The organism is Pseudoalteromonas sp. MB41 (assembly GCF_020966275.1).
Classification (GTDB): domain Bacteria; phylum Pseudomonadota; class Gammaproteobacteria; order Enterobacterales; family Alteromonadaceae; genus Pseudoalteromonas; species Pseudoalteromonas lipolytica.
In genome coordinates, this window is record NZ_JAJJZF010000013.1 from 1 (window position 1) to 23,628 (window position 23,628).

The 23,628-nt window shown below is 42.5% G+C and carries 23 protein-coding genes and 1 other RNA gene; 6 read left to right on the plus strand and 18 right to left on the minus strand.

Annotation, left to right across the window (positions count from 1 at the left end; translation table 11 throughout):
• A partial coding sequence (locus tag LPA49_RS13105) for an integrase core domain-containing protein (protein WP_230236240.1) occupies window positions 1-270 on the plus strand: 270 nt, incomplete at its 5' end.
• A 352-nt stretch (window positions 271-622) separates the two neighbouring features.
• Here LPA49_RS13105 and LPA49_RS13110 read toward each other — a convergent pair.
• The 10 genes from LPA49_RS13110 to rsmI all read right to left on the minus strand — a co-directional run bounded on the left by LPA49_RS13110 (window position 623) and on the right by rsmI (window position 12,549).
• A complete protein-coding gene (locus tag LPA49_RS13110) occupies window positions 623-1,024 on the minus strand; it encodes an SMI1/KNR4 family protein (protein WP_230236746.1) in 402 nt (133 codons plus the stop codon).
• Window positions 1,017-1,622, minus strand: a complete 606-nt coding sequence (locus LPA49_RS13115; protein WP_230236748.1) for an HNH/ENDO VII family nuclease — start codon at window positions 1,620-1,622, stop codon at window positions 1,017-1,019. The genes LPA49_RS13110 and LPA49_RS13115 overlap by 8 nt, the downstream gene beginning before the upstream one ends.
• Window positions 1,615-4,899 carry an ATP-binding protein gene (locus LPA49_RS13120; RefSeq protein ID WP_230236751.1) on the minus strand — a complete coding sequence of 1,095 codons (3,285 nt, stop codon included), beginning with the start codon at window positions 4,897-4,899 and terminating at the stop codon, window positions 1,615-1,617. Before LPA49_RS13120 ends, LPA49_RS13115 begins: the two co-directional genes overlap by 8 nt.
• An 11-nt stretch (window positions 4,900-4,910) precedes the next feature.
• On the minus strand, window positions 4,911-5,864 hold the full coding sequence (locus tag LPA49_RS13125; protein WP_230236754.1) for a hypothetical protein: 954 nt from the start codon (window positions 5,862-5,864) through the stop codon (window positions 4,911-4,913).
• Between the two features lie 50 nt (window positions 5,865-5,914).
• Window positions 5,915-8,197 (minus strand): dynamin family protein, encoded by a 2,283-nt coding sequence (locus LPA49_RS13130; protein ID WP_230236757.1) that lies wholly within the window; start codon window positions 8,195-8,197, stop codon window positions 5,915-5,917.
• A gap of 49 nt (window positions 8,198-8,246) precedes the next feature.
• A complete protein-coding gene (locus tag LPA49_RS13135; protein WP_230236760.1) occupies window positions 8,247-9,158 on the minus strand; it encodes a dynamin family protein in 912 nt (303 codons plus the stop codon).
• On the minus strand, window positions 9,155-10,054 hold the full coding sequence (locus LPA49_RS13140; protein WP_230236762.1) for a YafY family protein: 900 nt from the start codon (window positions 10,052-10,054) through the stop codon (window positions 9,155-9,157). Before LPA49_RS13140 ends, LPA49_RS13135 begins: the two co-directional genes overlap by 4 nt.
• 162 nt (window positions 10,055-10,216) lie before the next feature.
• Window positions 10,217-10,879 (minus strand): HEPN domain-containing protein, encoded by a 663-nt coding sequence (locus LPA49_RS13145; RefSeq protein ID WP_230236765.1) that lies wholly within the window; start codon window positions 10,877-10,879, stop codon window positions 10,217-10,219.
• Between the two features lie 404 nt (window positions 10,880-11,283).
• Window positions 11,284-11,649: RNase P RNA component class A (gene rnpB, locus LPA49_RS13150), an RNA gene on the minus strand.
• 42 nt (window positions 11,650-11,691) lie between these two features.
• Entirely contained in the window at window positions 11,692-12,549 is an 858-nt protein-coding gene (gene rsmI, locus LPA49_RS13155) for a 16S rRNA (cytidine(1402)-2'-O)-methyltransferase (RefSeq protein WP_036971244.1), read from the minus strand.
• Window positions 12,550-12,610: 61 nt separating this feature from the next.
• Between rsmI and LPA49_RS13160 the strand changes: the two genes are divergently transcribed.
• From LPA49_RS13160 to dolP, 4 genes are read left to right on the plus strand one after another with little or no spacing between them, the layout of a single operon-like run.
• Entirely contained in the window at window positions 12,611-14,488 is a 1,878-nt protein-coding gene (locus LPA49_RS13160) for a penicillin-binding protein activator (RefSeq protein ID WP_230236768.1), read from the plus strand.
• Between the two features lie 25 nt (window positions 14,489-14,513).
• The gene (locus LPA49_RS13165; RefSeq protein WP_075594473.1) at window positions 14,514-14,885 is read left to right on the plus strand and encodes a YraN family protein; all 372 of its coding nucleotides are present in this window, start codon (window positions 14,514-14,516) and stop codon (window positions 14,883-14,885) included.
• 31 nt (window positions 14,886-14,916) lie between these two features.
• Window positions 14,917-15,504 carry an SIS domain-containing protein gene (locus tag LPA49_RS13170; RefSeq protein WP_036971252.1) on the plus strand — a complete coding sequence of 196 codons (588 nt, stop codon included), beginning with the start codon at window positions 14,917-14,919 and terminating at the stop codon, window positions 15,502-15,504.
• Complete coding sequence (dolP, locus tag LPA49_RS13175) at window positions 15,504-16,070, plus strand: division/outer membrane stress-associated lipid-binding lipoprotein (protein WP_036971254.1); 567 nt, start codon at window positions 15,504-15,506, stop codon at window positions 16,068-16,070. The genes LPA49_RS13170 and dolP overlap by 1 nt, the downstream gene beginning before the upstream one ends.
• A 68-nt stretch (window positions 16,071-16,138) precedes the next feature.
• On the opposite strand, the gene LPA49_RS13180 is transcribed toward dolP, so the two are convergent.
• The 8 genes from LPA49_RS13180 to zapE form a co-directional block, all read right to left on the minus strand.
• Window positions 16,139-16,579 carry a ClpXP protease specificity-enhancing factor gene (locus LPA49_RS13180; RefSeq protein WP_036971255.1) on the minus strand — a complete coding sequence of 147 codons (441 nt, stop codon included), beginning with the start codon at window positions 16,577-16,579 and terminating at the stop codon, window positions 16,139-16,141.
• On the minus strand, window positions 16,579-17,205 hold the full coding sequence (gene sspA, locus LPA49_RS13185; RefSeq protein WP_036971257.1) for a stringent starvation protein SspA: 627 nt from the start codon (window positions 17,203-17,205) through the stop codon (window positions 16,579-16,581). Before sspA ends, LPA49_RS13180 begins: the two co-directional genes overlap by 1 nt.
• Window positions 17,206-17,284: 79 nt before the next feature.
• Window positions 17,285-18,022 carry a cytochrome c1 gene (locus LPA49_RS13190; RefSeq protein WP_036971260.1) on the minus strand — a complete coding sequence of 246 codons (738 nt, stop codon included), beginning with the start codon at window positions 18,020-18,022 and terminating at the stop codon, window positions 17,285-17,287.
• Window positions 18,019-19,284: a cytochrome b N-terminal domain-containing protein gene (locus LPA49_RS13195; protein WP_062568576.1), complete on the minus strand. Its 1,266-nt coding sequence runs from the start codon at window positions 19,282-19,284 to the stop codon at window positions 18,019-18,021. The genes LPA49_RS13190 and LPA49_RS13195 overlap by 4 nt, the downstream gene beginning before the upstream one ends.
• The gene (gene petA, locus LPA49_RS13200; RefSeq protein ID WP_036971266.1) at window positions 19,284-19,874 is read right to left on the minus strand and encodes a ubiquinol-cytochrome c reductase iron-sulfur subunit; all 591 of its coding nucleotides are present in this window, start codon (window positions 19,872-19,874) and stop codon (window positions 19,284-19,286) included. Before petA ends, LPA49_RS13195 begins: the two co-directional genes overlap by 1 nt.
• Before the next feature lie 849 nt (window positions 19,875-20,723).
• Complete coding sequence (gene rpsI / locus LPA49_RS13205) at window positions 20,724-21,116, minus strand: 30S ribosomal protein S9 (RefSeq protein ID WP_095209788.1); 393 nt, start codon at window positions 21,114-21,116, stop codon at window positions 20,724-20,726.
• Between the two features lie 8 nt (window positions 21,117-21,124).
• Entirely contained in the window at window positions 21,125-21,553 is a 429-nt protein-coding gene (gene rplM, locus LPA49_RS13210) for a 50S ribosomal protein L13 (RefSeq protein ID WP_036971273.1), read from the minus strand.
• Between the two features lie 333 nt (window positions 21,554-21,886).
• Window positions 21,887-22,975, minus strand: coding sequence for a cell division protein ZapE (gene zapE / locus LPA49_RS13215; protein WP_036971276.1), 1,089 nt, complete (start codon window positions 22,973-22,975; stop codon window positions 21,887-21,889).
• 177 nt (window positions 22,976-23,152) lie between these two features.
• On the opposite strand from zapE, the gene LPA49_RS13220 reads away from it, so the two are divergent.
• Window positions 23,153-23,596 carry a YhcB family protein gene (locus LPA49_RS13220; protein WP_036971279.1) on the plus strand — a complete coding sequence of 148 codons (444 nt, stop codon included), beginning with the start codon at window positions 23,153-23,155 and terminating at the stop codon, window positions 23,594-23,596.
• Window positions 23,597-23,628 lie beyond the last annotated feature (32 nt).

Sequence of the window (23,628 nt, forward strand, 5' to 3'; positions counted from 1 at the left end):
TATCAAGTAAAGCTTAATGAAAATGGCATTACTCCATCGATGACCGATGGCTATGATTGCTATCAAAATGCATTGGCGGAGCGCATTAATGGCATATTGAAGCAAGAATTCTTACTCTATAAATGCCAAAATCTGAAAGAGCTACGTGAACTCGTCGAAGAATCAATAGTAATATACAATGAAATGAGGCCGCATTTGAGTTTAGGCATGGAAACCCCAAACCAAGTGCATAAAAAAGACCAGGAGCAAAAGCTACTGGCCTTCAATTAAAACCGTCAACGTATTTTAGGACGAGACATCAGTTAGCCAGTAAGCGGCTGTTTTATATGTGCGGAGTGGATTTTCTTTTAGAAAGCAAAAAGCCCACAGTTTTCACTGTAGGCTTTCATTAATTTGGTGAGTCAGCCAATAAGTTTCAAGGCTGAAAACAAAATTACAAGCTAAAACAATACGTTAATTTTTAGTACTTTAAAATCGAGTACCACTTTGGCACATCTTTTGGCACAGTTCCAATGCAGATTTTACTAATTATTCTCGAAAAGTTATGTCAATGCCCTACGGTTCTATTTAATCTACTTAACTCAATTTTCACTGTAACTGTCAGACCATTAAGGGGTTTACTTTAGTTAAAAATAAGATCAATAAAAAATGATTCTAAGTCTGAACAAATTATTTTTATACCCACTCCAGGCAGTGCGACGATGACTATATTTTGGGTATAATTATCATACATGTAGTAATGACCATCACCAATATCTGCAATCGGAATTAAAGAAGTTGGGAAATTTTCAAGAGCCCTAAATTCATCTAGCGCATTTACAATATTTAAAAATGAGGTGTCTGGGATACCAAGCCCGTAGGTTTCGACAGCTCCGAAAGAGATGACACCTATATTTAGTAAATAAGAACGATATTCTTTAGTAAAAGTTAGGCCCAGAACTGACTCGGCTTTAGCGATTTGTTCCTCTGTTGCTGGCAGAATGTCAGCTTGATTATCCGTAATTAATTTAAGTAATTTATTCATTGGTAGTCTCCAAGTTTTGTTTGATTTCTTCTGCTCGCGCTTTCCAGTGTTCACCTCGTTCTTTTTGAAAGCCAGTTCGATCAATTTCTGACTCTTTTGATTTGTCATGCAGTATCGAATCATTCCCGTTAGACATATGCTCTGACTTCGTGAGCTCTGCCAGAGGCGCGTCTGCGGTTTGTCCGATATGATGAAGTTCAATTGGCTTACCATCCATATCTAGGGGAGACCTTCCCTTTTCCATCCGCTCCAAGTTTGTATTTCCGAAGTCATCTTTGGCGTCTAAGTCAATATCAGTTCGAACGAGAGCATCTTTGCCATTGACTTCTAAACATTCTAACTTTGCTTCGGTGTAGATTTGAGCTTCTTCTTTACTACCTATAGCCTCTATCACATCATCAGAATAACCGTTTTCTGCAAGGACGTCTTTAGATTCATTACTGAGAGGCTCTAAAGTCTCTCGGATATTGACCCTTTCTGTGATTGGAGTGTCGATCTCACTAAGCTTCTCCTTTGTAAGTTCTGCTGGCTCAAACGACGCAAAAATCGCTGGACGAACGTCAAGTTGTACTTCGTTGAAACGAGTAATATCAGTCATTATGGGTTTCCTTAGTGATATATTTATTCCATGCAGCATAGAGCTGTAGGTAGTTGTCACTTTTTACTACCAAGGTTTTAAGTAAGCACTGGGCAAGGGTTAACGTAATCGCGTTAGATGCATCTCTTACTCTATTTAAGATGTATTTTGTGATATTGTTGTGAAGCTGAGCAATATTGCTAGATTCGACAATAAGTGTGTTGAGTTCTTCTTCGCAATCCAAAATTGCTACAACTAGTTTTGATAACATCATAAAGTTATCGTCGCTATGTATTGGCAATGCCCCTTGAATGTTGTCCTGATGTATACACTTAATAACGTTAGCTTTAGTCTGGGTAGGTAGACTGCTAAAATTCAAATCTTTCAAAATATCTACAGAAGAAATTTGAGTTTTCTGTGAGCATCGAGGTGAAAGAAGCCAATCAATGAGCCGAGAACGAAATTTCGACTCTTGCCATGCATCAATAGGGTAAGAGGAATATTTAAAAGGTTGTCCATCGGTGTTGAAGTGGTTCACTTTACAAAGAACTGCTTCCAACCATTCGTTTTGGTACACTACAGCCACACCTTTAGGCAAACGGGCCATTTCGTCAATCTGCTCATCCGTTAGTGCCGCAGATTTGCCTGCCAGCAAGCGGTCTACTTCATCGGGCAAACGCATTAGTATTTTTGTATTGGTGTTTCGAATAGCCGAAATATGCACCGCTGACGGTGATTGATCCGCGATGATTAAGCCTTCGCCATACGTTCGCATTTCGGCGATGGCATTAGACAGCATTTCTACAGACTTCTCAGCAACACTGCTACCTTCTCCGCCACTCGTTGATAGATTTGCTCGCAAGATATTGTGGGCTTCTTCCAACACGGTAATGTGTTTAAGCGGCTGGTTCATGAGCATTTTTTCAGCTCGATACTCACCAAGTCTAATGATCAATAGCCCCATTAGAAGCGATTTGGTTTCTTGCGACCCAACTCGGCTCAAATCGATGATGACGTTGCGGTCGAACAGGTCGGCATTGCTGATTTCATCAGCAGCAAATATTTGGCCGTTCAGTCCGTTAACCATTGACCGAACACGCGTGACTAATGCACCTGTATAGTTGCTCTTCATTTCGTCCGAGTATGCCGACTGGGCGATGACGGACTCTAGCTGAATAAGCAAATCGGCAAACGTCGGGAACAACGGAGAACTGAGTGTTGACGTTGAGTCACGCAAATCCCAACCACATACCTCATAACTTCTCAGCACGGCATCTTTGAGAATGGCAGGCATTGCGGCATACATTGGCCAGCAGACGTTGAACACTTCTATCAAGCGATCCACATGCTCAAGGACATGAGTTTGTTCAGGGAAAGAAAAAGGATTGATTTTCAGTAGCTCTGTAAATCGGTCATTTGTGCCCAAAACACGCACATCTGCGCGATTTCCAAAGACGTGCTTGTACTCGCCCTTTGCAGGCTCAATGACCAAGAATGGAATGTCTTGCTGTATTGCTTGATCCAGTAGCGCGTAAACCGTATTGCTTTTGCCTGAACCTGTTGAACCAGTGATCAGGGTGTGGTTTGTCAGTTGGTCAAGGTCTAATTCCACAGTTTGTGGCAAGTCGGTCCACAAGTGACGTACTTGGCCCAATGATATAGTTCGCGAGTTGGTGCTGGTGACATCAGCATTCAGCGTTTGCACTTTCCGGCCAAATGCAGCAGTTTCCTGCACCACGACGGTAGATGTAGAACAGCGAGGAAGACTCAGCTGCAGTGCCATTTCCTTGCTCGATACCAAGGTTGCAGGAGTGAGGTAGGGGATGTGAGTATTCTCTGCAAAACTCGGCTCCAGTCGAGGGTGCATGATCTGCCCCAACCATTGCGTTATTGCATTGGCTTTTTTGCCTGCCCATGTGGTCAGAGCAAAATCTTCCATGGACGACTGAGTTCCGCGGGTGAGGCCCAAGAAAATGCTAGACAAAGCTTCACTGGAGGCTACGCTGTCACTGACAAAGTAAGCGGTACTGAGCCAGCCACCGTGGCTTTTTGCCTCGTTGATTCTGTTTAGGTGGTGGTCGACCTTCTCCAGCATATTCAGAATGCCTTTGTCCGCTGTCTCAAAACTCACTTGTTGTGTTGAGCCGTGGGTCTGTGTTAGGCCTTTGGTGTTGGTCGTGCTATGTGTGTCTGTTTCTGTTGTTGTGGTACTGGTTGCCGTCGACTGGTTAGTCGAATGACTGCTGCTTTCACTCGTTGAGGTAGATTCGGAGGAGCCGACTGTGTCTGTTGTTTGAAACATGCTCGCAACTTGCCCACCAACTTGTCCGCCAATCATTACCCCTAATGGCCCAGCGAAGATACCTGCAGCAGATCCGAGAGCCATGGCTCCCATTCCAATTATTTTATCCTTTTTGTTTGGCGAGGATTTACTTTCATTGGTGGTGTGAGAACGGGAAACCGATGTTGTTGTACTTTCACTGGTACCTGTTGTTTCGGTCAGCCCGAGGCTTTCGCCCAAAGAGTGGCTCAGTCCTTCACTAATGCTGAGGTTGATAGCATCGCTGTCCTGAATACCATAGCTGTATTGGCGATTTGACAGAGCCGAAAGCTGGGTCGCCACCTGCTCATAGCCCGTGCGAACAGTATTCAATGCTTGCATAGATACAGGCTCGGCGAGAATCAGCCCCTCATAAGTGCGGTTTTCAGCAGCATCGATAAAGCGCTCTAGCCCTTGCATAAAGTGGGTTTGGTCTTCTGTAGAAAGCCCCGGTACGCTGCTGACCGCGGTGACTGTTTTGTATGAGTTACCTGCACTGAGTTCATCCAACAAGGCGTCAACATCATTGCCGTTAAGTGGGGAGAGCTTGCTGCCCGGGAAATGACCTTTGAAAGTCTCTTGTAACAAATCTCCCGAGTTTTGGCCGAGCATCTTCCCTGGCTCACCACGTGTACCAATGTAGAGCAGTGTCTCTTTTCCGTCAGATTTTAGAAAAAGGAACACTGTGTATCCGGCCGCGCCCAATGCGGTGTAAGCCGCGGTGGTGCTTTCTAGTACGGATTGCTTGTTTTCCTGAACTAAACGTTCCACACGGAAAATGCGTACATCGCCACCTCGGTTAAGTAGCACGCTTTGTTGATTTTCCACCGGTAACACATCGTAGTCTTTGAGTTCGGCAAGGTAGCTTTTGTTAACCAGTGCATGCGCTGTCGAGAGCGTCGTCAGCGCCTCTTGTTGTGCGGGAATCAACCCAGTCTGAGACGTAAGACTTTCCCTTTCAGTTTTAGATAGATTCATCGTTAATCCCACTAAACAATAACAGCCAGAATGACTAAGGCGATAGCTGCCACCACTCCACCAATTAGCAGCAAGGATTTCAGAACGTTGTTCTTAGGTTTAGACTCAGGGCGATAAGTGCTGCCCGTCGATGGTTGATCTCGACGCAGGGTCGATTGCTTCGGTGCATGTTCTGGCGGAGTGTTCGGCCATGTTGCAGGTCGGGCGCCATCTTGTGCAATTGTAAACACATGCTCACGCACTGCGACCATATGGCGAATACGCTCCAATGAGAAGTTGGAAGTCGCATATAGCTCTTGTGTGTGGTAGTAATGGCCATTCCATTTCGTCTTGTCTTGTTCCATCTGCTGGGAATAGGCATTTTCTTCGTAAACAACAAAAAGGGTTGGACATTCAGATAGTGCCCAGGCGATAGCTTGAGTAATCTCTTTTGTAGATAGGCGTTTATTATTCATTTGCATGAACAATGAAACTCGAACAGCAGAAAGGTCACCACTGTTCACGCTGTTGCTTAGTGAGCGGGATGGAGTAAAATCTGTTAAATCGACAGATGAAAAATCAGCGCTCATTGTGTTTTCCTTTGTACGTTTGGCTTCTTCGTGGCTGGTTATCGAACTAGAGACAGGGCGAGAAAAACCTGCGATACCTCGTTCTGTTAAGTGACTTTTTACCTGAATAAGGTGCTCTAATCGTTCTAAACAGAAATTCTCTTCTGCCATATGGAGTTGCAAGGCGAAATAGGATCCCCCTTCACGTTCCCACTTATAACTGTCTTCACTAATTGGATCCGTGGTGCTATTGACTCGGTATTCTTCGAAAAGCGCACGCTTGTCATCTGGCAGTGCTGACAATGTTTGTCGGAGCAACTCCGCTTTAAAATCCCTACTTTTAATAAATTCGATGATTTTCGCTTTAAACTCTGCGGCTGTTAGATTTGGCACAACAAGTTCCGTAGATGCGGTCATGATATTTGGCCTCTAAAAACCCACTGATATTCTCTGTGGGTAGTAACGGGTTAAAACAGTAAAATGGCTTCCAGCTCTTGCTTGATAACGCGAATCTCGTCGATATCAGTTTTTGCTTGAGCAATGGCGTTTTCGCGCTGAGTTTGGTTTTCAACCTTTTGCTCTAGATCGGCGAGAATGGTAGCAAATTTGGTGCTAAATTCACCGTCCAAGAAGGCAAGGTAGTTATCAATCAGCTTGTCTTTGTCTTCTCTAATACGTTGTAGTGCATCGTTTTTTAGTTTTTCAAACTGCAAACGTACAATACTGGCTCGTTCATCCCAAAGCTCATATAGATTCACGTATTCTTCATCGCCATAAACATTAACTGTTTCTGTATCTCCCCAAGTCCAGGGTATATACCACTTCGAAGTACTTCTTTCGTAAGAATCAACCACCACTCTTTTGGTTTGCACTTCATCACTCTTCAATTCAATATTGAGAGAGAAAGAGCTTATAGATTTCTTCAGTGACTGAAATACGGGCAGATCCAATGTGCGACTCTCAGGGAACAATTGAGCTACATATTTTTGGTATTCCTCATGTAACTCTTCTTTGATGTTTTCTTGTGCGCCTTGGAATACCTGTTCGTATTCGTTTATTACTTGGTTAAAAGAAAATTTAATCTCTTTTGACGCAATATCGATTCTGGACTCAGCCTCACTGATACTGACGTCACCGCTAAACGTGTCGCCCAGCTCCCCTATACGCTCATAAACGTTTATCTCTATTTCGTTCAGAGAGTTGTGCACGCCCATTGGCAGGTCGCGACCTTCTTGTTTAAGTTGCTCTTTATAGGCTTGTGTATTGAAGCCCTGATCACGACGAGCTTTCAGGCTTTGAATCTCTGACTGAAGTATCGAAAGTGCTTGCTCATCAATCTCCAGTTGTTTGGTTAACTCGGCTTCTTGCATTCCACGCTCGATAGCCGCAGTCATGGCCAAATGCGCGCGGTTTAGTCGCATTGGGAAGCTGTATTTATTGATGTACTCATCGATAACAGCTTCAACACCCGGTAAGCCACTGTTGAGCAGAGCGCGACACATAGATTGATCTTGCAAAGCTTGTTGCGACTTTTCCTGCATCGCAGACATGACAGAGGTGCTGACCGACATATATTGCGGGAACGCCATACTTGGCTCTTCTAGCAACAGTTCGGCAATGCTTGCTTTGTCGTTACGCTCTGAACGGGTTAATTCACCTTGCTTACGCAGCAGGTAGGCCATACGTGCGGAAACAGGGTAGAGGTTAGGATCGTGAATGCCGTTCTCTTCGAGGTAGCTTTTCACGCGATTTAGCGCTTCTTCAATATTCTCACCGCGATCAGGGTCAAACATGTCCATCTTGTTCACAACAAACAGGAAGCGATCCTTACTTTGTTTACCGCCTTTGCTCATTGTGTCAGCAACAAGCCTTAGCAACTGAGCATCGTCGTTAGTGCCCAACTGTGTCGCATTCAACACATAGATAATGAGTGGATTACGCTTCGAATCCTGGATAAAACCTAGTGTCGTGCGCTGGTGTTCAGGATCTTGACTGTTATTTGGTCCCGGGGTGTCGGTCAGCACAAGACGGACATTGTTGTTTTCTTTGATCGCGCGGATATTGCCGTTCAACGCGATGGTTTTAGTTTCATTGTCAGCGTTCCACGCCTTCATTGTTGCCAAGTCAACGGCGTCATTGTGCTCAATGAGTTTTCCATTACTGTCAAAACGTTCGCCGTAAAAAGCGTCGCCTTGGGTTTTGTCGTCGAAAATCTGGGCAATGGTCGCGGTAGTTGCCTCGTTTGCTGCTGGTAGCAAGTCTTGTCCTAGCACCGCATTAATAAAGGTAGATTTGCCTGAAGACATGGTGGCGACCACATACGCGTCAAAATCATTGTTTAAAGCGTCTTCGAAGTCTTGCTTGGCTTTCAAATCGCTATTCGCTAGATAGTCAGCAAACTTTGATGACTCTTCGCTGACACGTTTCATTAGGGCTTTGATTTTTTCCAGTCGCTCTTCAGCAGGCGATACAGGATTGAACTTCAGCTCAACACACATGCCTTTTTGGATTGCATTGTTGGCAGCTTCCTCAATGTCATTGAAGTCCGATTCTACGCCTGTGAATTCAATAGAGAAGTCTTCGCGGCCATTAAATAATGCCTGTAAGTCATCAAAAATGTGTTCGACCCACACCTGCAAGCGCTTCGATCCATATGTATTAATGTTAGAACTTTCAGAAGGGGAATGGGCATTAATACGAAATTCGGTTTCTACCAAAAACGGGTTATGCGTAATAGATATGTGATTCATATGTAAACTCTCACGTTATATAAAATACATTGTTTTAAACTGATAAAGATTAGGCTTCTCTCATGATGAGAGCGTTCAACATGGTTAAGCCAGTGTAATCAACGAACGTATTTAACTCTTTTTCACTCATCGCTATGGTTTTTCCTTTTTTAATTTTTACGAGCTTTCTTCGTACTTTTTTCTTCATTACTTGTGGCACAGCAGCGGCATTATTAAAATGAAATGGTTTTTCTCGAAAGCGTGCCAATTCAGCCACAAGGATATTTCGCTCGGTACGCATCAGTTCACCTTGATTTAGCAATTTTTTTGCTATCAAAGCTGACTGAGCCATGAGTGGTATTATTTTAGCTTTCTTGTAGCCAATATCTTCTAAATATTTGCGTGCTAAAGATACATAATGTTTAGCTGTTTCGCCCTTTTCTTCGTCTAATGCATCTACTTTATTCAACGCAAAAATGACAGGCTGTTTCGGGTTGTTCTCTCGAATAGTGCGAATGATCTCCGCGTCATCGGTTGTACCTAGTTGAGTGGCATTCAGCACATAAAGAATCGGACTTTCTGGATAATCCTTAATTGCTTTAATAAACTGCTCTTTATGACGGCCATCTCTGCTGTTATTGGCTCCAGGCGTGTCAATTAACGTGTACTCTGACAGCATTGAATGCTGTTCGCTTCCTGAATATGGAATGACTACATCAAAAGCACTGATTTCATCCGAACTATTCCATACTTTTATCTGCTCGCCGCATATAGCTTTGCTTGATTCAACAATAGAGCCAGAGTCAGAATAAGCCTTTGCGTTCGGCTTCGTCTTAAAACCTGCACTTATACGTGCGATTTTGGTGGTGGTCGCCTCGTTGCCTGCTGGCAATAACTCGTTTCCGAGAAGAGCATTAATAAGTGAGGATTTTCCTGCACTCATGGAGGCAGCGACAAGTAAAAATTTTGTTTTATTTTTCATGATATTATGCTTTCCGTTTCGCTGTTTGCTTTGTCTATCCAAGACATTAAATTTTTTCGTATGTAGGTATTCAGTTCGCAAGGTGCTATAACTCGAATATTTGGTATCCAATATTGAATTACGGGAGCTATTTGGTTGTAATTCCATGCTGAAGTGGAAATAACGAGAGAGCCGTCAGATCTTTTTTCAATAATTTTTTGCTTTGGCAACAGGGCTTTACGCTCAAAATAAAAAGCTATTTTACATGACACTTCTAACGTTACATCAAAGATGGGCTGCCCAAACCAAATAGTCTCTTGTTTTTTAATTTGCTCAACAAGTGACGCGTCATAGTCAAAATATTCTTTTTGCACACAAACGAATTTTATGCGCGCAAGTGAGAAGGTTTTAAGTATTCCGTCTGATATCGCCGCTAAATACCAACTGCCATGACTATAAATCATAAGATATGGCGCGACTGCCCGTGATTTACCTTTATATAAAAAGCTAACAATCCGACGATTTTTAATTGCAGTCTCAAAGGAGTTATGAAGTGTCGAAATAAAGTCAGCCTCAAGAGGTTGCTCTTGAAAATGATAACAGTCACTTTTCGAGTCATTTGCTAAGCTGCGAAGAAACTGCGCGGCTTTGAGCGGAAGAGCCTTTTTTAGCCCAAGCTCCTCAATCAAGCGAACAAGGTCCTGCTCATTGTATTGATTTCGCGCTGATGTCGAAAGTAAGTAATTTCCAGTATCTGGGCAACGTTCGAGAATAGCGCATAAGCGGCCAAAGTCTCTTCGTATGGTTTTAGTGCTGACCTGATATTGTTCAGCCAAATTATTAATATTTAGAGGCTGCCCGGAATATGCCTTAGCTACAATGTCGGCTAAACGATTCGCAAGGAGATTGCTTTTCATAATTCAACTTAATTTTATAAGGTATTGCATAATATACCGTAACGTTGGGACAGGTTGTGTCTATTGAAAAATAGAATTGTCCATGTCCCATGGTTACTTTTTAGTATTGAGGTTTTTTTCATATTAGTTTGCAAAAAACTGAGATATTGAATATTTTGAGCGCTAGGATTTTACTAAGGGGTATATTGCATCACCCCATAGCTGATCAGAGCCATCCATCATAAGTTCTATAATTGTGGGTACAATACTCGATAGTAATGAGGTGCAATCACGTAACTGATTACGGTTTGTCTGGCTATTGTATGTGGCACCACCGTGAAGTAATTGATTCCTTAGAGTGTATAGTCTTGAAAACAAGATGCTTAAAACAGTAGTAGTATTTCCACTCTCTAATGCATTATTTGCTGCAGCCTTGGCTCTAGCCTGCTCTTGTTTCCACTTATCTTCAATTATTGCTCCAGATTGGAACTTCCAAAAAGCTTGAAAGATAAACTCATTGTTTAAGATAAGCCTGATAGATGTGGAATATTGAGACCAAACAATATCAGATAGCTTTTTTGATGTATCTAAGCGCTCTATTTTTCCCAAAAACTCTTGATATAGACCGCGTTCAGTAAAATCTTGCTTGTAATCAAGGTTTTGTGCATAAGCGGCATTGAAAGAAATCCATAGGAAAATAAACTGAGAATCATAATCTTCACATTGTTCAGCTTTATCTAGCCAACTCAAAGCTCGATGTACGCGCAATGATAACGCTTGAGGGTAAGAATCTCTCTCTCGTCTGTGACGTTCTTTAAGGCACTGATACAATACATAACCCTCCATGGATAAATTGTCCTAAACTATTACATTAATTATTAATATATGCAATGTTGTAACGGAATACTTTAAACGTTCTGAGAGACAAATATATATCCTATCGGATGAGTTACGTAATTTATATTACAGGGAAAATAAAAAACATTCTTGCGAATGAACAGGTGGTCTGCACCGATTGCAGCTTTCATAACTACCTCGAATTAGAGATTGCTGTTTGTCAGTCTTACAGTCGGTGGCATATAATGCGTCACACAGAATTTAGTATTGAAAAAGTTTCCAAAAGCCGCTTGTTCATTCAAGCGGTTATGGAAATTTTGAGTCAGTCAATAAGCGGCTGTTTTATATGCGCGGAGTGGATTTTCTTTTAGAAAGCAAAAAGCCCACAGTTTTCACTGTGGGCTTTCATTAATTTGGTGAGTCAGCCAGTAAGCCGGGTTCTGTCGTGGATAATCATTCGTCTAGGCCATAAATCGCTCTATGGCTCAAGCAACCTACCCGGTTCTCACGTGGGCCACGCGTTCATTATTTAAAATGATAGAACCCTATTTGGTCTTGCTCCGGGTGGAGTTTACCTTGCAACCAACTGTTACCAGTGGCCCGGTGCGCTCTTACCGCACCCTTTCACCCTTACCAACCGAAGTTGGCGGTCTCCTCTCTGCTGCACTTGTCGTAGGCTCGCGCCCCCCAGCCGTTAGCTGGCACCCTGCCCTGTGGAGCCCGGACTTTCCTCCCCCTGCGCATTTTCGTTGCAGGCAGCGATTATCCCGGCTGACTCGGCGAGCAGTATACCTGAGCATGCAGCCGAGTGCAGTAAAGAATTAGTCTTTTTCGTCAATAATTGCTTTATAAAGCGCGTTTTTCTTTAAACCGAAATACTCTGCAACCACGCCACAGGCTTTTTTAAGTGGCATTTCGGCTTCGAGTAAGCCAAGCATACGGCGGGCATCTTCTGGGATATCATCGCTTTGCTTCGCTTTACCCGGCAGCATTAATACTATTTCGCCGCGCTGCTTTGTTGGATCATTCGTTAAAAACTGCTTTAGCTCAGCAACGCTGCCATTGAAAAAAGTTTCGAATGTTTTGGTCAATTCTTTGGCAAATACCACCGGTTGGTCTGAGCCTAATGCGGCTTCTAAATCATCAAGGCTTGCCATGATGCGGTGGGTACTTTCGTACATAATGCTCGTGATACCTGAATTAACAGCCTCAATAAAAAAGGTTTGTCTGGCTTTACTTTTCGCGGGTGTAAAACCGATAAACTGAAAGCGGTCGGTCGGCAAACCTGAACAACACACTGCCGTAATGGCTGCACATGCACCAGGTACAGGTGTAACATGTGCACCTTGCTCACGACACAAGTTTACCACGGCATAACCCGGGTCACTGATCAGTGGCGTGCCCGCATCTGAAACCAACGCGATATTCATTCCCTGCTCTAGCCAATCGACGATTTGCTGGGCTTTTTGTTTTTCATTGTGATCATGCAAAGCAAAGGTTTTTGCTTTGATATTAAAGTGGCTTAGCAACTTTCCTGTGTGACGAGTATCTTCAGCGGCTATTAAGTCAACCTCAGATAGGGTTTGTATGGCACGCTGGCTGATGTCATCAAAGTTGCCAATTGGTGTGGCTACAATGTAAAGAGTGCCGATTTTATCTGAATTCTCCTCATTTAACATTGAGGTCTCCTGCGTCAGTCAGTAATATAAGCAAATCGCGTTAACGTATTGGGAAATCATTGTGCGACTTAAACTTGTTAGTCTATTAATTGTATTGTCGGGGTTATCGGCTTGTAGCACAACCGAAAAACCATCAAATACGGCAGAAAATCAGTCGGGGCAAGCAAACACAGCCCTATCACAACTAACCGATGCGCAATCAATGTACCAAGCAGCGTTAAATCGCCAAGGTGCCGATAAAATTCAATTACTTTATACCGCTCGCGATGCAGCAATTACTGAGCAGCGCTGGTCATTGCTTGAAACGATCTGTTTTGAGCTCGAAAGCACACCAAGCGTGGATCAAATTCAAAACAAGCTTTACATTGCATTAGCACAAGAGAAACAAGGTAAAAGTGATCGCGCATTAGAGCAACTACAGTTGCTCGAATCACAACTCACTTTGCCAGAGCATAAAGCATGGCATCAATATTTAACGGCTCGCGTTTATGCATCACAAGGCATGCCTAAACAAGCAATGCCTTATTACTTTGCAGCATCAACCATTAGCAACGAAAATAATTTCACGGTTGCTGATTTAAATAAAGACTTATGGGCAAGCCTTACTCAACTATCTTCTTATGCGCTTGAGCGCTTTAATCGCGGCTCAGTGGTACAACAAGGTTGGGTTAATCTGGCGCTTTATCACCAAGTATATTTAGGGGCGCCGGTTGAATTGCATCAAGCAATGAATAACTGGATGCGACGCTATCCAGGTCACCCTGCCGCAGAGGTTTTACCTAAGAAAGTCACTGAGCTTGTGCAAGTTGAGCCTCTTAATGTCAATCGTTTAGCGGTGCTTATTCCACTATCAGGCGCTAACGAACGCTTAGGCGACGCATTAAAAGCGGGTGTACTTGCCGCACTTGATACTCATCCACTTGAACAAACACTGTTTATTGATGAATCACTTTCTGCCGCTGAAATCAGCTTAAAACTCAGTGAATTTAAAGCTGACTTTGTGATTGGCCCATTGCTTAAAAGTAATATTGAAAAGCTAAGCACAGCACAAACGCTGATTGATTACCCTGTTATGCATCTTAATAGTTTTGAGGGTGAGCGTATCTCACAGCAGCATTTTTTCTTTGCATTAAGCCCTGAACACGAAATACAACAAGCATTAGAGCGCTTTTTAACCGCTGGTTACCAAAAGCCAATGCTACTTGCTCCAAACAACAGTAACGGCCAGCGCCTCGTTGAGTACTTTAACCAACAATGGCAACGTTACAGTGAAGTGAAAACACAAGTTGGTTTTTACGCAGGTAAAGATGACATGCCAAAAACTATCACGGGCTTGTTAGAAGTGGACCAAAGTAAAGAGCGGATCCAAGTGGTTAAGTCGCTCTTTAAGCAAGAAGTCGAAAGTGAAACTCGCTCACGTAGCGATATTGATGTTATTTATATTTTAGGTGATGCAACTGAAACTCGCCTCATCAAACCGTACTTAGATGTTAATGTAAGTACTTTCGCAGATCGTATTCCGCTATACGCAAGCTCTAAAAGCCATAGCAAACAAATAGACAGTACCGATAAAGGTGATCTAGAAGGGCTGTATTTTACTGAACTACCTTGGATGCTTGACGGTCAGATAAAGCAGCATAACTTGCGTCAGCAATACGAACGCTTATGGCCTGAAAATACAGATATAAGTCAGCGCTTATTTGCCATGGCATATGATGCAACCAGCCTATTAGGTGATGTTAAGCAACTAAGTATGATTCAAGGAAAACGTTTTGCTGGCATCAGTGGCGAATTAAGTATTGAAACGAATGGGTATGTTACCCGTACGTTAGATTGGGCGCAGTACAAAAACAAACAAATCATTGCCGTTGAATTAGCAACAGAGCAACCGATTCCGTTATTTATGCAATCGGCAACAGGGATTAATTCGGCTGATTAAGTAACGACAGCACAAGGATGAAAGCATGTCGTGGTTTAAACAATTGTGGCACAATAGCCGCGAAAAAGGCCTGTACTATGAACAACAGGCTGAGCAGTATTTAAAGCAATATGGCCTAACAGCCATTGGGCGTAATTATTTATGCCAATATGGTGAGCTTGATCTCATTATGCGCGAAGGGCAAACCTTGGTGTTTGTTGAAGTGAAATTTAGAAAAAACAAACTTCGCGGTGGTGCAAATTACGCGCTCAGTAAGCAAAAACAGCAACGGCTTAGACGAACGATCGCCCATTACCTTGCTGAAAATAAATTATCAAATCAGGCTATGCGAATTGATTATGTTGCCATAACAGGTGAACTAAATAGCGAAATAAACTGGTTTAAAAATGTGTACTAACGCCTCTTGGCGTCGGCTTAATTGGTAGGTTATGCAAGATACAATAAAAAAGATTTTTACCGAGAATATTCAAGTTCAAATTGCGGCTGGCGAGGTGCTCCCAAGCGCCCTTGAATCAGCGGCATTTACCATTGCACAAAGCCTTATCAATGGTAATAAATTGTTATGCTGTGGTACCGCGAGTTGCCATATGCTTGCACAACATATGGCTGGTTTATTAATTAACTTTTACGAAACTGAGCGTCCGTGTCTACCTGCAGTAGCCTTGGCACAGGAGCAAGTTAACTTAGGTCCCAACAACAATATTGATGATCACGAAACCTTTGCAAGGCAAATCCGTGCTTTCGCACAACAAGGTGACTTACTGCTAGCTATCGCCGTCAATGGCAATGAAAAGCAAATAATTTCTGCCGTAGAAGCGGCTTTAACTCGCGATATGAAAGTGATTGTATTAGTAGGTGACGATGGGGGTGAATTAGTTGGCTTGCTTGGCCCTAACGATGTTGAAATCCGCGTGCCATCAAAACGCCCTAGCCGCATTGTTGAATCTCATTTAGTGAACTTGCACTGCCTGAGCGAGCTTATCGATTTAACCTTATTCCCACAGGAAGAAAATTAATGTTTAAACAGTCTCTTATTGTACTTGGTACCATTTTATTGCTGCAAGGCTGTGCAGCTGCAGTTGTTGCTGGTACCGCAGGTGCTGTCACTGCGGCCAATGACCGTCGTACTATTGGCTCGCAAATTGACGATAATAATATCGAAATAAAAAGCTCTATCGCACTGAGTGAAAACGAGCGCATACATAAATACGCGAATGTAAATGTTGTGAGCGTTAATGGCATTGTGTTGATGATAGGTCAAGTCGCCAACCAAGAAATGAAAGACGAAGCGCAACGAGCAATCGAAGGTGTTGACGGTATTCGTAAAATTCATAATCAAATTCGCATCAGCTCAAATATAGGCATGAGTACGCAAACTCACGATTCGTGGTTAACCTCAAAAGTTAAAACGCAGCTTATTACCGCAGAGAACATCAGTGCCAATAACATTAAAGTTGTCACAGAGAATGGCGAGGTATTTTTAATGGGCTTAGTGAGCGATACAGAGGCTAATTTAGCGGTTGATGTTGCCCGTAACATCTCAGGTGTAGAGCGTGTCATTAAGGTGTTTGAGTATTTATAGTTAATCACTCAATAGTCATTAATAAAAAACCCGCATTTAAGCGGGTTTTTTTTGAGCATTTGAAAAGGCTACTTGATCACTCGTAAATGAGCACCCTTCTTTTTCTCAGGCTTAGCAGGTGGCTCATCATCTGGCGAAATATCGTCAGGCGTTTCAACACTTTCTAATACCGGAGCAAACTCTTCTTCGTCCTCGATGAATTCTTCTGCAGTAAATACAGTCCCTTCACCATTCTCACGTGCATAAATTGCGAGCACAGCCCCCATAGGCACATACACTTGCATTGGTTGACCACCAAAGCGGGCATTAAAGCTTAGCTGTTGGTTATCCATAGCAAAGTTTGTAACTGCCGATGGGCTAATGTTTAAGACAATTTGACCGTCTTGAACAAATTGCGTTGGTACTTGTACAGCAGGAAAATCAGCGTTCACAACAAGGTGCGGTGTACACTGATTATCAACAATCCAATCAAAGAAAGCGCGTAGTAAATAAGGACGATTTGGCGTCATTATAAACGGATCTCACGTTCTGCTTCAGTCAATGAAGCTTGGAAAGATTCACGCTCAAATAAACGCAGCATGTATTCTTTAAGTTCTTTAGCTCCCGAACCTGAAAGCTCAATGCCCAGTTCAGGTAAACGCCATAATAGCGGTGCTAAATAACAATCAACTAAGCTGAATTCTTCGCTCATGAAATAAGGCGCTTCAGAGAAGATTGGTGCAATTGCAAGTAATGCTTCAGTTAGCTCTTTACGTGCTTGTGCTGCTTCACTGCTACCGCTTGTGATTTTATTCGCTAAGCTGTACCAATCAGTATCAATACGGTGCATCATTAAGCGACTACGGCCACGCATAACCGGATAAACAGGCATTAGTGGAGGATGAGGAAAACGTTCATCAAGGTATTCCATGATGATGTTTGCCTGATATAAACCAAGCTCACGATCGATCAGTGTGGGTACTGTACCGTAAGGGTTAATTTCATGAAGTGCTTCTGGCAGGTTATCCTTTTCAGCCAGGTGAATGTCAACACTTACACCTTTTTCAGCAAGTACAATGCGTACTTGATGGCTATACATACAGTTAGCACCAGAAAACAGGGTCATTACAGGGCGCTTATTGGCAGCTACGGCCATGCCTACCTCCATTATATTACAAAAACAGCAATAGGGGCTTAAGCCCCTATCACAAAATTACCTTTCAAAACGTCCAGAATTAGTGAACATCTCTCCAGTATTCTTTCTTCAGCATGAATGCCAAGATAAATAGAATCACTAAGAAACCAATTACCTTAAGACCTAACGCTTCTGACTCTAAACGTGACGGTTCGCCTACGTAAGCTAAGAAGTTAGTTAAGTCACGAGCAGCACGATCGTACTCGTCGTCACTCATTTCACCTGTACCATCTGTTTCAGTGCCAACAACCTTAGTCACTGTGTGACCATGTTCCTCGACTTCTTCAGTGATAGGTGTCGGTAAACCTTGTAGTTCTTGAAGAACGTGCGGCATACCTACCGATGGGAAAACAATGTTGTTTACACCAAACGGGCGAGATTCATCTTTATAAAATGACTTCAGATACGTATAGATCCAGTCAGTACCACGAACTCGCGCTACAAGCGTTAAGTCCGGTGGCGCTGCGCCAAACCATTTAGCTGCGTCATCTTTCGCAATTGCATTCTTGATGTGGCTACCTACTTTTGAACCGTCAAAAATAAGTTGCTCTTGACCAATTTCAGTAGGAATACCGATATCGCGGAACGTACGCTCATAACGTTGATACTGCATTTGGTGACAACCAAGACAGTAGTTCATGAACAATTTAGCACCACGTTGCAAAGACGCATTGTCTTTTAGGTCAATGTTCGCGTCCATTAAAGGAACCGAAGGACCTGCTGCCATCGTCAACGTTGGCAACAATGCGAATAAACCGATAATTAGCTTTTTCATCATTTCGTCAACCTCGTTGGTAATGGCTTAGTTTTCTCGTTCTTGCTGTAAACAAATAACAATACGAAGAACATAAAGTATGTCACAGTCGTGATTTGCGATAACAGCGTTTTGAAATCAGTTTGTGGTGTTGCACCAACCCAACCTAAGATAATAAATGTTACCACGAATTGAGCAATGTTTAACTTGTGTAAGCCACAACGATAACGAATAGAACGAACCGAACCACGGTCAATCCAAGGTAGTAACGCAAGCACTACGATAGATGCACCCATCGCGATAACACCAATTAGTTTATCTGGGATAGCACGCAGAATCGCATAGAATGGCGTGAAGTACCAAACAGGGAAAATGTGCTCAGGTGTTTTCAGTGGGTTCGCTGCTTCGAAGTTTGGCGCTTCTAAGAAGAAACCATTCATCGCAGGCATAAAGAATACAACCCAACAGAATAAGATTAAGAAACCAACCACACCCACAATATCTTTAACTGTGTAGTAAGGGTGGAACGGAATTGCATCAACAATGTCTTTCTTGTTGGTGTAATACTCGTGGAATTTAAATTTAGGCTTATCTTCTTCAGCCACAGAGCCTTTCTTACGCTTAATTTCAACACCATCTGGGTTGTTTGAACCCACTTCGTGTAACGCAACAATGTGTAAGAACACTAAGATAACGATAACTAAAGGAAGCGCGATTACGTGTAGTGCAAAGAAGCGGTTAAGTGTCGCACCCGAAATTACGTAGTCACCACGGATCCAAAGCGTTAAATCATCACCAATAACCGGAATCGCACCGAACAGTGAAATGATTACCTGTGCACCCCAGAACGACATTTGTCCCCAAGGTAGTAAGTAACCCATGAAAGCTTCAGCCATTAGCGCTAAGAAGATGAACATACCGAACAACCACAGTAACTCACGTGGTTTTTGGTAAGAACCGTAGATCATGCCACGGAACATGTGCAGATAAACAACGATAAAGAACGCTGATGCACCTGTCGAGTGTAGGTAACGAAGTAACCAACCGTATTCAACATCACGCATGATGTATTCTACTGATGCGAATGCACCTTCAGCTGATGGTACAAAGTTCATTGTTAACCAAATGCCTGTTACGATCTGGTTAACAAGCACTAACATAGCTAATGAGCCAAAGAAGTACCAGAAGTTAAAGTTTTTAGGTGCTGGATACTGTGCAATGTGCATGTTCCAAACACGAGTCATTGGAATACGATCGTCGATCCAACCAATAATTTTACCAAACATTACGCCGCTCCTTTTTCTTCACCGACTAAAATAGTCGTGTCATCAAGGAAGGTATACGGAGGAATCTCTAGATTCAATGGTGCAGGTACAGATTGGAATACACGACCCGCCATATCAAATTTAGAACCGTGACACGGACAGAAGAAACCATCATCTGTGCCTTCAACTTTCTCACCAAAGCCACCTTGTAAGAAGCTTGGTGAACAACCTAAGTGCGTACAAATACCAACAGCAACGAAAATTTCTGGACGTTGCGAACGGTATTCGTTCGTTGATGATTCAGGTTGTTGAGGCTCTTCAGACGCTGGATCACGAAGTTGACCTTCGTGAGCTTTCATCTGCTCAAGCATTTTTGGTGTACGATTGATAACCCAAACAGGTTTTCCTCGCCACTCAACACGAATTAATTGTCCTGGCTCAAGCTTGCTGATATCTACTTCTACAGGCGCACCCGCAGATTTAGCTCGCTCACTTGGATTCCAAGACGCAATAAAAGGAACAGCAGCCCCAGCCGCACCAACACCACCAACAACAGAGGTAGCTATGGTTAAAAAGCGACGTCGGCCATTGTCTACAGGCGCATTGCTCATCCACTTATCTCCACTATGATTCCCAACACTTGCCATATTGAGAACATCAGTTACAGCAGGTTAATTTTTAGAAATTTTAAAATAGACGCGATCATAATTAAAACCCTTGATTAAAACAAGGTTATTCACAGTCCCATGCTCGAATAAACCCCATTTAATGAATTATTAATTTGGGTAAGCTCGAGTATGAAGCCGTTGGTTATGATAACGCATATAAAAAACAATATACTGACCAAGATCAACCTCACTAAGAGGAAACAGAAATCTGCATTAGCTGTTGTTGAACTCACTCACATTACTTGCCCCCCAATTGTAGCAAAAAAATTCATCAATTAACTGATGGATTTGAGCTTATTTTGCGAAATCGTGAAGTTTTTTTAATGTAATACGAAGGAATTGCCAAGACCGGTTAAATATCGAACGAAAAAAAAGGACCATACGCAGGATACAACTTTCTCTGTTTGATCCCTATTCACATCAGCAATAGTAAAATCGAGGAGTTAAAAGTAGTTTTAGTGGTTAGTGGTTAGTGGTTAGTGGTTAGTGGTTAGTGGTTAGTGGTTAGTGGTTAGTGGTTAGTGGTTAGTGGTTAGTGGTTAGTGGTTAGTGGTTAGTGGTTAGTGGTTAGTGGTTAGTGGTTAGTGGTTAGTGGTTAGTGGTTACGCTTTTTATGTGTGTGATCTAACGTCTAATTTCTAACGTCTAATTTCTAACTTCTAACTTCTAACTTCTAACTTCTAACTTCTAACTTCTAACTTCTAATTTCTAACGTCTAATTCCTAGAAGAAATAGCTGAAAACAAAAAACCCAGCCGAAGCTGGGTTTTTGAAATTCTGATAAACGTAAATATTAACGTTTTGAGAATTGTGGACGCTTACGAGCTTTCTTAAGACCCACTTTCTTACGTTCAACTTTACGCGCATCACGAGTAACGAAGCCTGCTTTACGAAGTGTAGGACGTAATGACTCGTCAAACTCCATAAGTGCACGAGTGATACCGTGACGGATAGCACCAGCTTGACCAGTAGTACCACCACCTGAAACAGTGATGTGTAAGTCAAACTTTTCAGTCATTTCAACGTGCTCTAATGCTTGACGAACAACCATGCGAGCAGTTTCACGACCGAAGTACTCTTCTAGAGAGCGCTTGTTAATTACGATGTTACCAGTGCCTGGGCGTAAGAATACGCGAGCACTTGAACTTTTACGACGACCTGTACCGTAGTATTGATTTGCCATGATAGTGCTCCTTAAATGTCTAGAACCTGAGGCTGTTGTGCAGCATGGTTGTGCTCAGTACCCGCGTAAACTTTAAGTTTACGGTACATAGCGCGGCCTAAAGGACCACGTGGCAACATGCCTTTAACAGCTTTTTCGATGATCATTTCAGGCTTTGCAGCTTGAAGCTTGTCGAAAGTAGTAGACTTAAGACCACCTGGGAAACCAGTATGTGAGTGGTACATTTTGTCTTTTGCTTTATTACCAGTAACAGTAACTTTCTCTGCGTTGATAACGATGATGTAATCACCAGTATCTACGTGAGGAGTGTACTCAGCTTTATGCTTACCGCGTAGGCGACGAGCGATTTCAGTAGCGATGCGACCTAAAGTTTTACCTTCAGCGTCAACTACGTACCAGTCACGTTTTACTGTTTCTGGCTTAGCAACAAACGTTTTCATTTATTAAAATCCAATGTTTTTTAATTTAAAACCACAGGTAATTATTTTTTAATTACCGCTCTAAGTTGAATGCTTTAACCCCTTCGAGTTTAAGACTTTGCGCCATCAATTAGAGGCTAAACTAATATCTGGCAATAGAACGCAACGTGGCAGACGCGGGAGTATACCAGCACTTAAACCACATTGCTAGATGATGGTTGTTTTTTATTCTAAGAAATCAGAATGAATATTTACGCACTTAATGTGAGCACTGGCTTTTTTATCAACTTATAAAGAAAGCGTCATCTCAAGTGGCTAATTTCTGAAAACTCACAAAAAACAACTCAACAATGACTATGCTAAATGCTCTCGCGCTAAATATTCGAGCGACTGCATTTCTTGTAATCGGCTAATACAGCGCTTAAATTCAAAGTTTAAGTTACCTTCACTGTAAAGTTCAGTGATCGGTTTTTCTGCAGAAATAATAAGCGTCACATTGCGCTCGTAAAACTCATCAACCAATGCAATAAAACGACGTGCGGCATCGTCATTTGCTTGTCCTAATGCTTTTACATTCGAGAGTATGACGGTGTTGTATAAACGGCTGATCTCCATATAGTCGACCTGACTACGGGCTGTTTCACACAACTCGCTAAAGTCAAACATCACGATACAATCAGACACTTTACGGGTTTTTATCATGCGCCCTTCTATTTCAATAGCGGTATCTAAAATGCCGGGCTCAGGTGAAAGCTTATCAAAGTATTCAAATAAGTTTGCGTCTGCTTGCGCATCGAGCGGACTATGAAAAATTTCGGCCTGCTCTAAGGTCCGTAAACGGTAATCAACCCCTGAATCAACATTTACTATTTCAGTATTTGCTTTTACTAATTCAATTGCTGGTAAGAAACGCGCACGCTGCAAGCCATTTCTATATAGCTCATCCGGAACAATATTCGACGTTGCCACAAGCACAATACCGCGCTCGAACAAGGCTTCCATCAGGCCGCCTAGCAACATTGCATCCGTGATATCTTGTACAAAAAACTCATCGAAACAAATAATATCTGTCTCCGACTTAAAGATATCAGCAACGACGTTCAGTGGATTACTGGTGTTTTTTAACTTTTTAAGCTCATCATGTACACGGTGCATAAACCGGTGAAAGTGCACACGCATTTTACGCTCAGTAGGCAATGCTTCGTAAAATGTATCAACCAAATAGGTCTTACCTCTACCAACACCGCCCCAAAAATAAAGCCCTTTTATAGCTGGCGTGCTATCTTTAGAAAAGAGCTTGGCAAACCATCCCTTGGCGGCTGGCTTGTCAGCAGTTAAGTCATCATAGAGTCTTTGCAAATGACGAACCGCATTTTCTTGCGCTGCATCATGTACGAAGTCTTCACGTTGTAAATCTTGTTGGTATTTCTGCCAAGGAGTCATAGGTCGTTACAATAAAACACAGTTAAATTTGCACAGTATATTAACACGCATCGTATCTCAGGGTATATTAGCCCGCAGTATGATTTCACAATCAAATTAAGCATATTTTAATAAAGATTGGACTATAAATGCTTTTAAGGCATAAGTTTTAGTTATTTTTCCCAAAGGGGTGGATTTATGGGCACAATTACCTGGGTAGGTATTTTAATCATCGTTGCAATCGCAGCATTCTTTATTGGTGCATTTGTAACCAAAAAGCAATTTAAACAAGACGAGCTAGAGCATCAAGTAGAACAAGCCAACAATGCACTTGAACAATATCGTCAAGACGTTGCCGATCACCTTGCGAGCACTGGCAAACTGGTTTCAAAAATGAAAGACAACTACGATCAATTGCTCAATCATGTTGAAGAAACAAATAAGTTACTCCTAACAGATAAAAAGCAGCACCCTAATGAGCCGTTCTTTTCAAAAGAAACCACGGAGCAATTACAACATTCATTACAAGACCGCCAAAGCGATCGCTCAAACGCAGAAGCGCAGCCTGCCGACTATGTAGTAGGTGAAACAGGTCTATTTGCTGGTTCAAATAAAGTTTCAGAACATTCTAAAGCCTCTTGATGAACTTTTTTTTGACCCCATAGTCTTTAGAT

Excerpts from the sequence above, each read along its gene's own strand:
- sspA (WP_036971257.1), bottom strand. The coding sequence starts at position 17,205 with ATGGCCGTAGCTGCCAATAAGCGCCCTGTAATGACCCTGTTTTCTGGT.
- LPA49_RS13130 (WP_230236757.1), bottom strand. The coding sequence starts at position 8,197 with ATGAATCACATATCTATTACGCATAACCCGTTTTTGGTAGAAACCGAA.
- LPA49_RS13220 (WP_036971279.1), top strand. The coding sequence starts at position 23,153 with ATGGGCACAATTACCTGGGTAGGTATTTTAATCATCGTTGCAATCGCA.
- LPA49_RS13145 (WP_230236765.1), bottom strand. The coding sequence starts at position 10,879 with ATGGAGGGTTATGTATTGTATCAGTGCCTTAAAGAACGTCACAGACGA.
- zapE (WP_036971276.1), bottom strand. The coding sequence starts at position 22,975 with ATGACTCCTTGGCAGAAATACCAACAAGATTTACAACGTGAAGACTTC.
- LPA49_RS13120 (WP_230236751.1), bottom strand. The coding sequence starts at position 4,899 with ATGAATCTATCTAAAACTGAAAGGGAAAGTCTTACGTCTCAGACTGGG.
- dolP (WP_036971254.1), top strand. The coding sequence starts at position 15,504 with ATGTTTAAACAGTCTCTTATTGTACTTGGTACCATTTTATTGCTGCAA.
- LPA49_RS13195 (WP_062568576.1), bottom strand. The coding sequence starts at position 19,284 with ATGTTTGGTAAAATTATTGGTTGGATCGACGATCGTATTCCAATGACT.
- LPA49_RS13125 (WP_230236754.1), bottom strand. The coding sequence starts at position 5,864 with ATGACCGCATCTACGGAACTTGTTGTGCCAAATCTAACAGCCGCAGAG.
- petA (WP_036971266.1), bottom strand. The coding sequence starts at position 19,874 with ATGAGCAATGCGCCTGTAGACAATGGCCGACGTCGCTTTTTAACCATA.
- LPA49_RS13170 (WP_036971252.1), top strand. The coding sequence starts at position 14,917 with ATGCAAGATACAATAAAAAAGATTTTTACCGAGAATATTCAAGTTCAA.
- rplM (WP_036971273.1), bottom strand. The coding sequence starts at position 21,553 with ATGAAAACGTTTGTTGCTAAGCCAGAAACAGTAAAACGTGACTGGTAC.
- LPA49_RS13135 (WP_230236760.1), bottom strand. The coding sequence starts at position 9,158 with ATGAAAAATAAAACAAAATTTTTACTTGTCGCTGCCTCCATGAGTGCA.
- LPA49_RS13140 (WP_230236762.1), bottom strand. The coding sequence starts at position 10,054 with ATGAAAAGCAATCTCCTTGCGAATCGTTTAGCCGACATTGTAGCTAAG.
- LPA49_RS13165 (WP_075594473.1), top strand. The coding sequence starts at position 14,514 with ATGTCGTGGTTTAAACAATTGTGGCACAATAGCCGCGAAAAAGGCCTG.
- LPA49_RS13115 (WP_230236748.1), bottom strand. The coding sequence starts at position 1,622 with ATGACTGATATTACTCGTTTCAACGAAGTACAACTTGACGTTCGTCCA.
- LPA49_RS13110 (WP_230236746.1), bottom strand. The coding sequence starts at position 1,024 with ATGAATAAATTACTTAAATTAATTACGGATAATCAAGCTGACATTCTG.
- LPA49_RS13190 (WP_036971260.1), bottom strand. The coding sequence starts at position 18,022 with ATGATGAAAAAGCTAATTATCGGTTTATTCGCATTGTTGCCAACGTTG.
- LPA49_RS13180 (WP_036971255.1), bottom strand. The coding sequence starts at position 16,579 with ATGACGCCAAATCGTCCTTATTTACTACGCGCTTTCTTTGATTGGATT.
- rsmI (WP_036971244.1), bottom strand. The coding sequence starts at position 12,549 with ATGTTAAATGAGGAGAATTCAGATAAAATCGGCACTCTTTACATTGTA.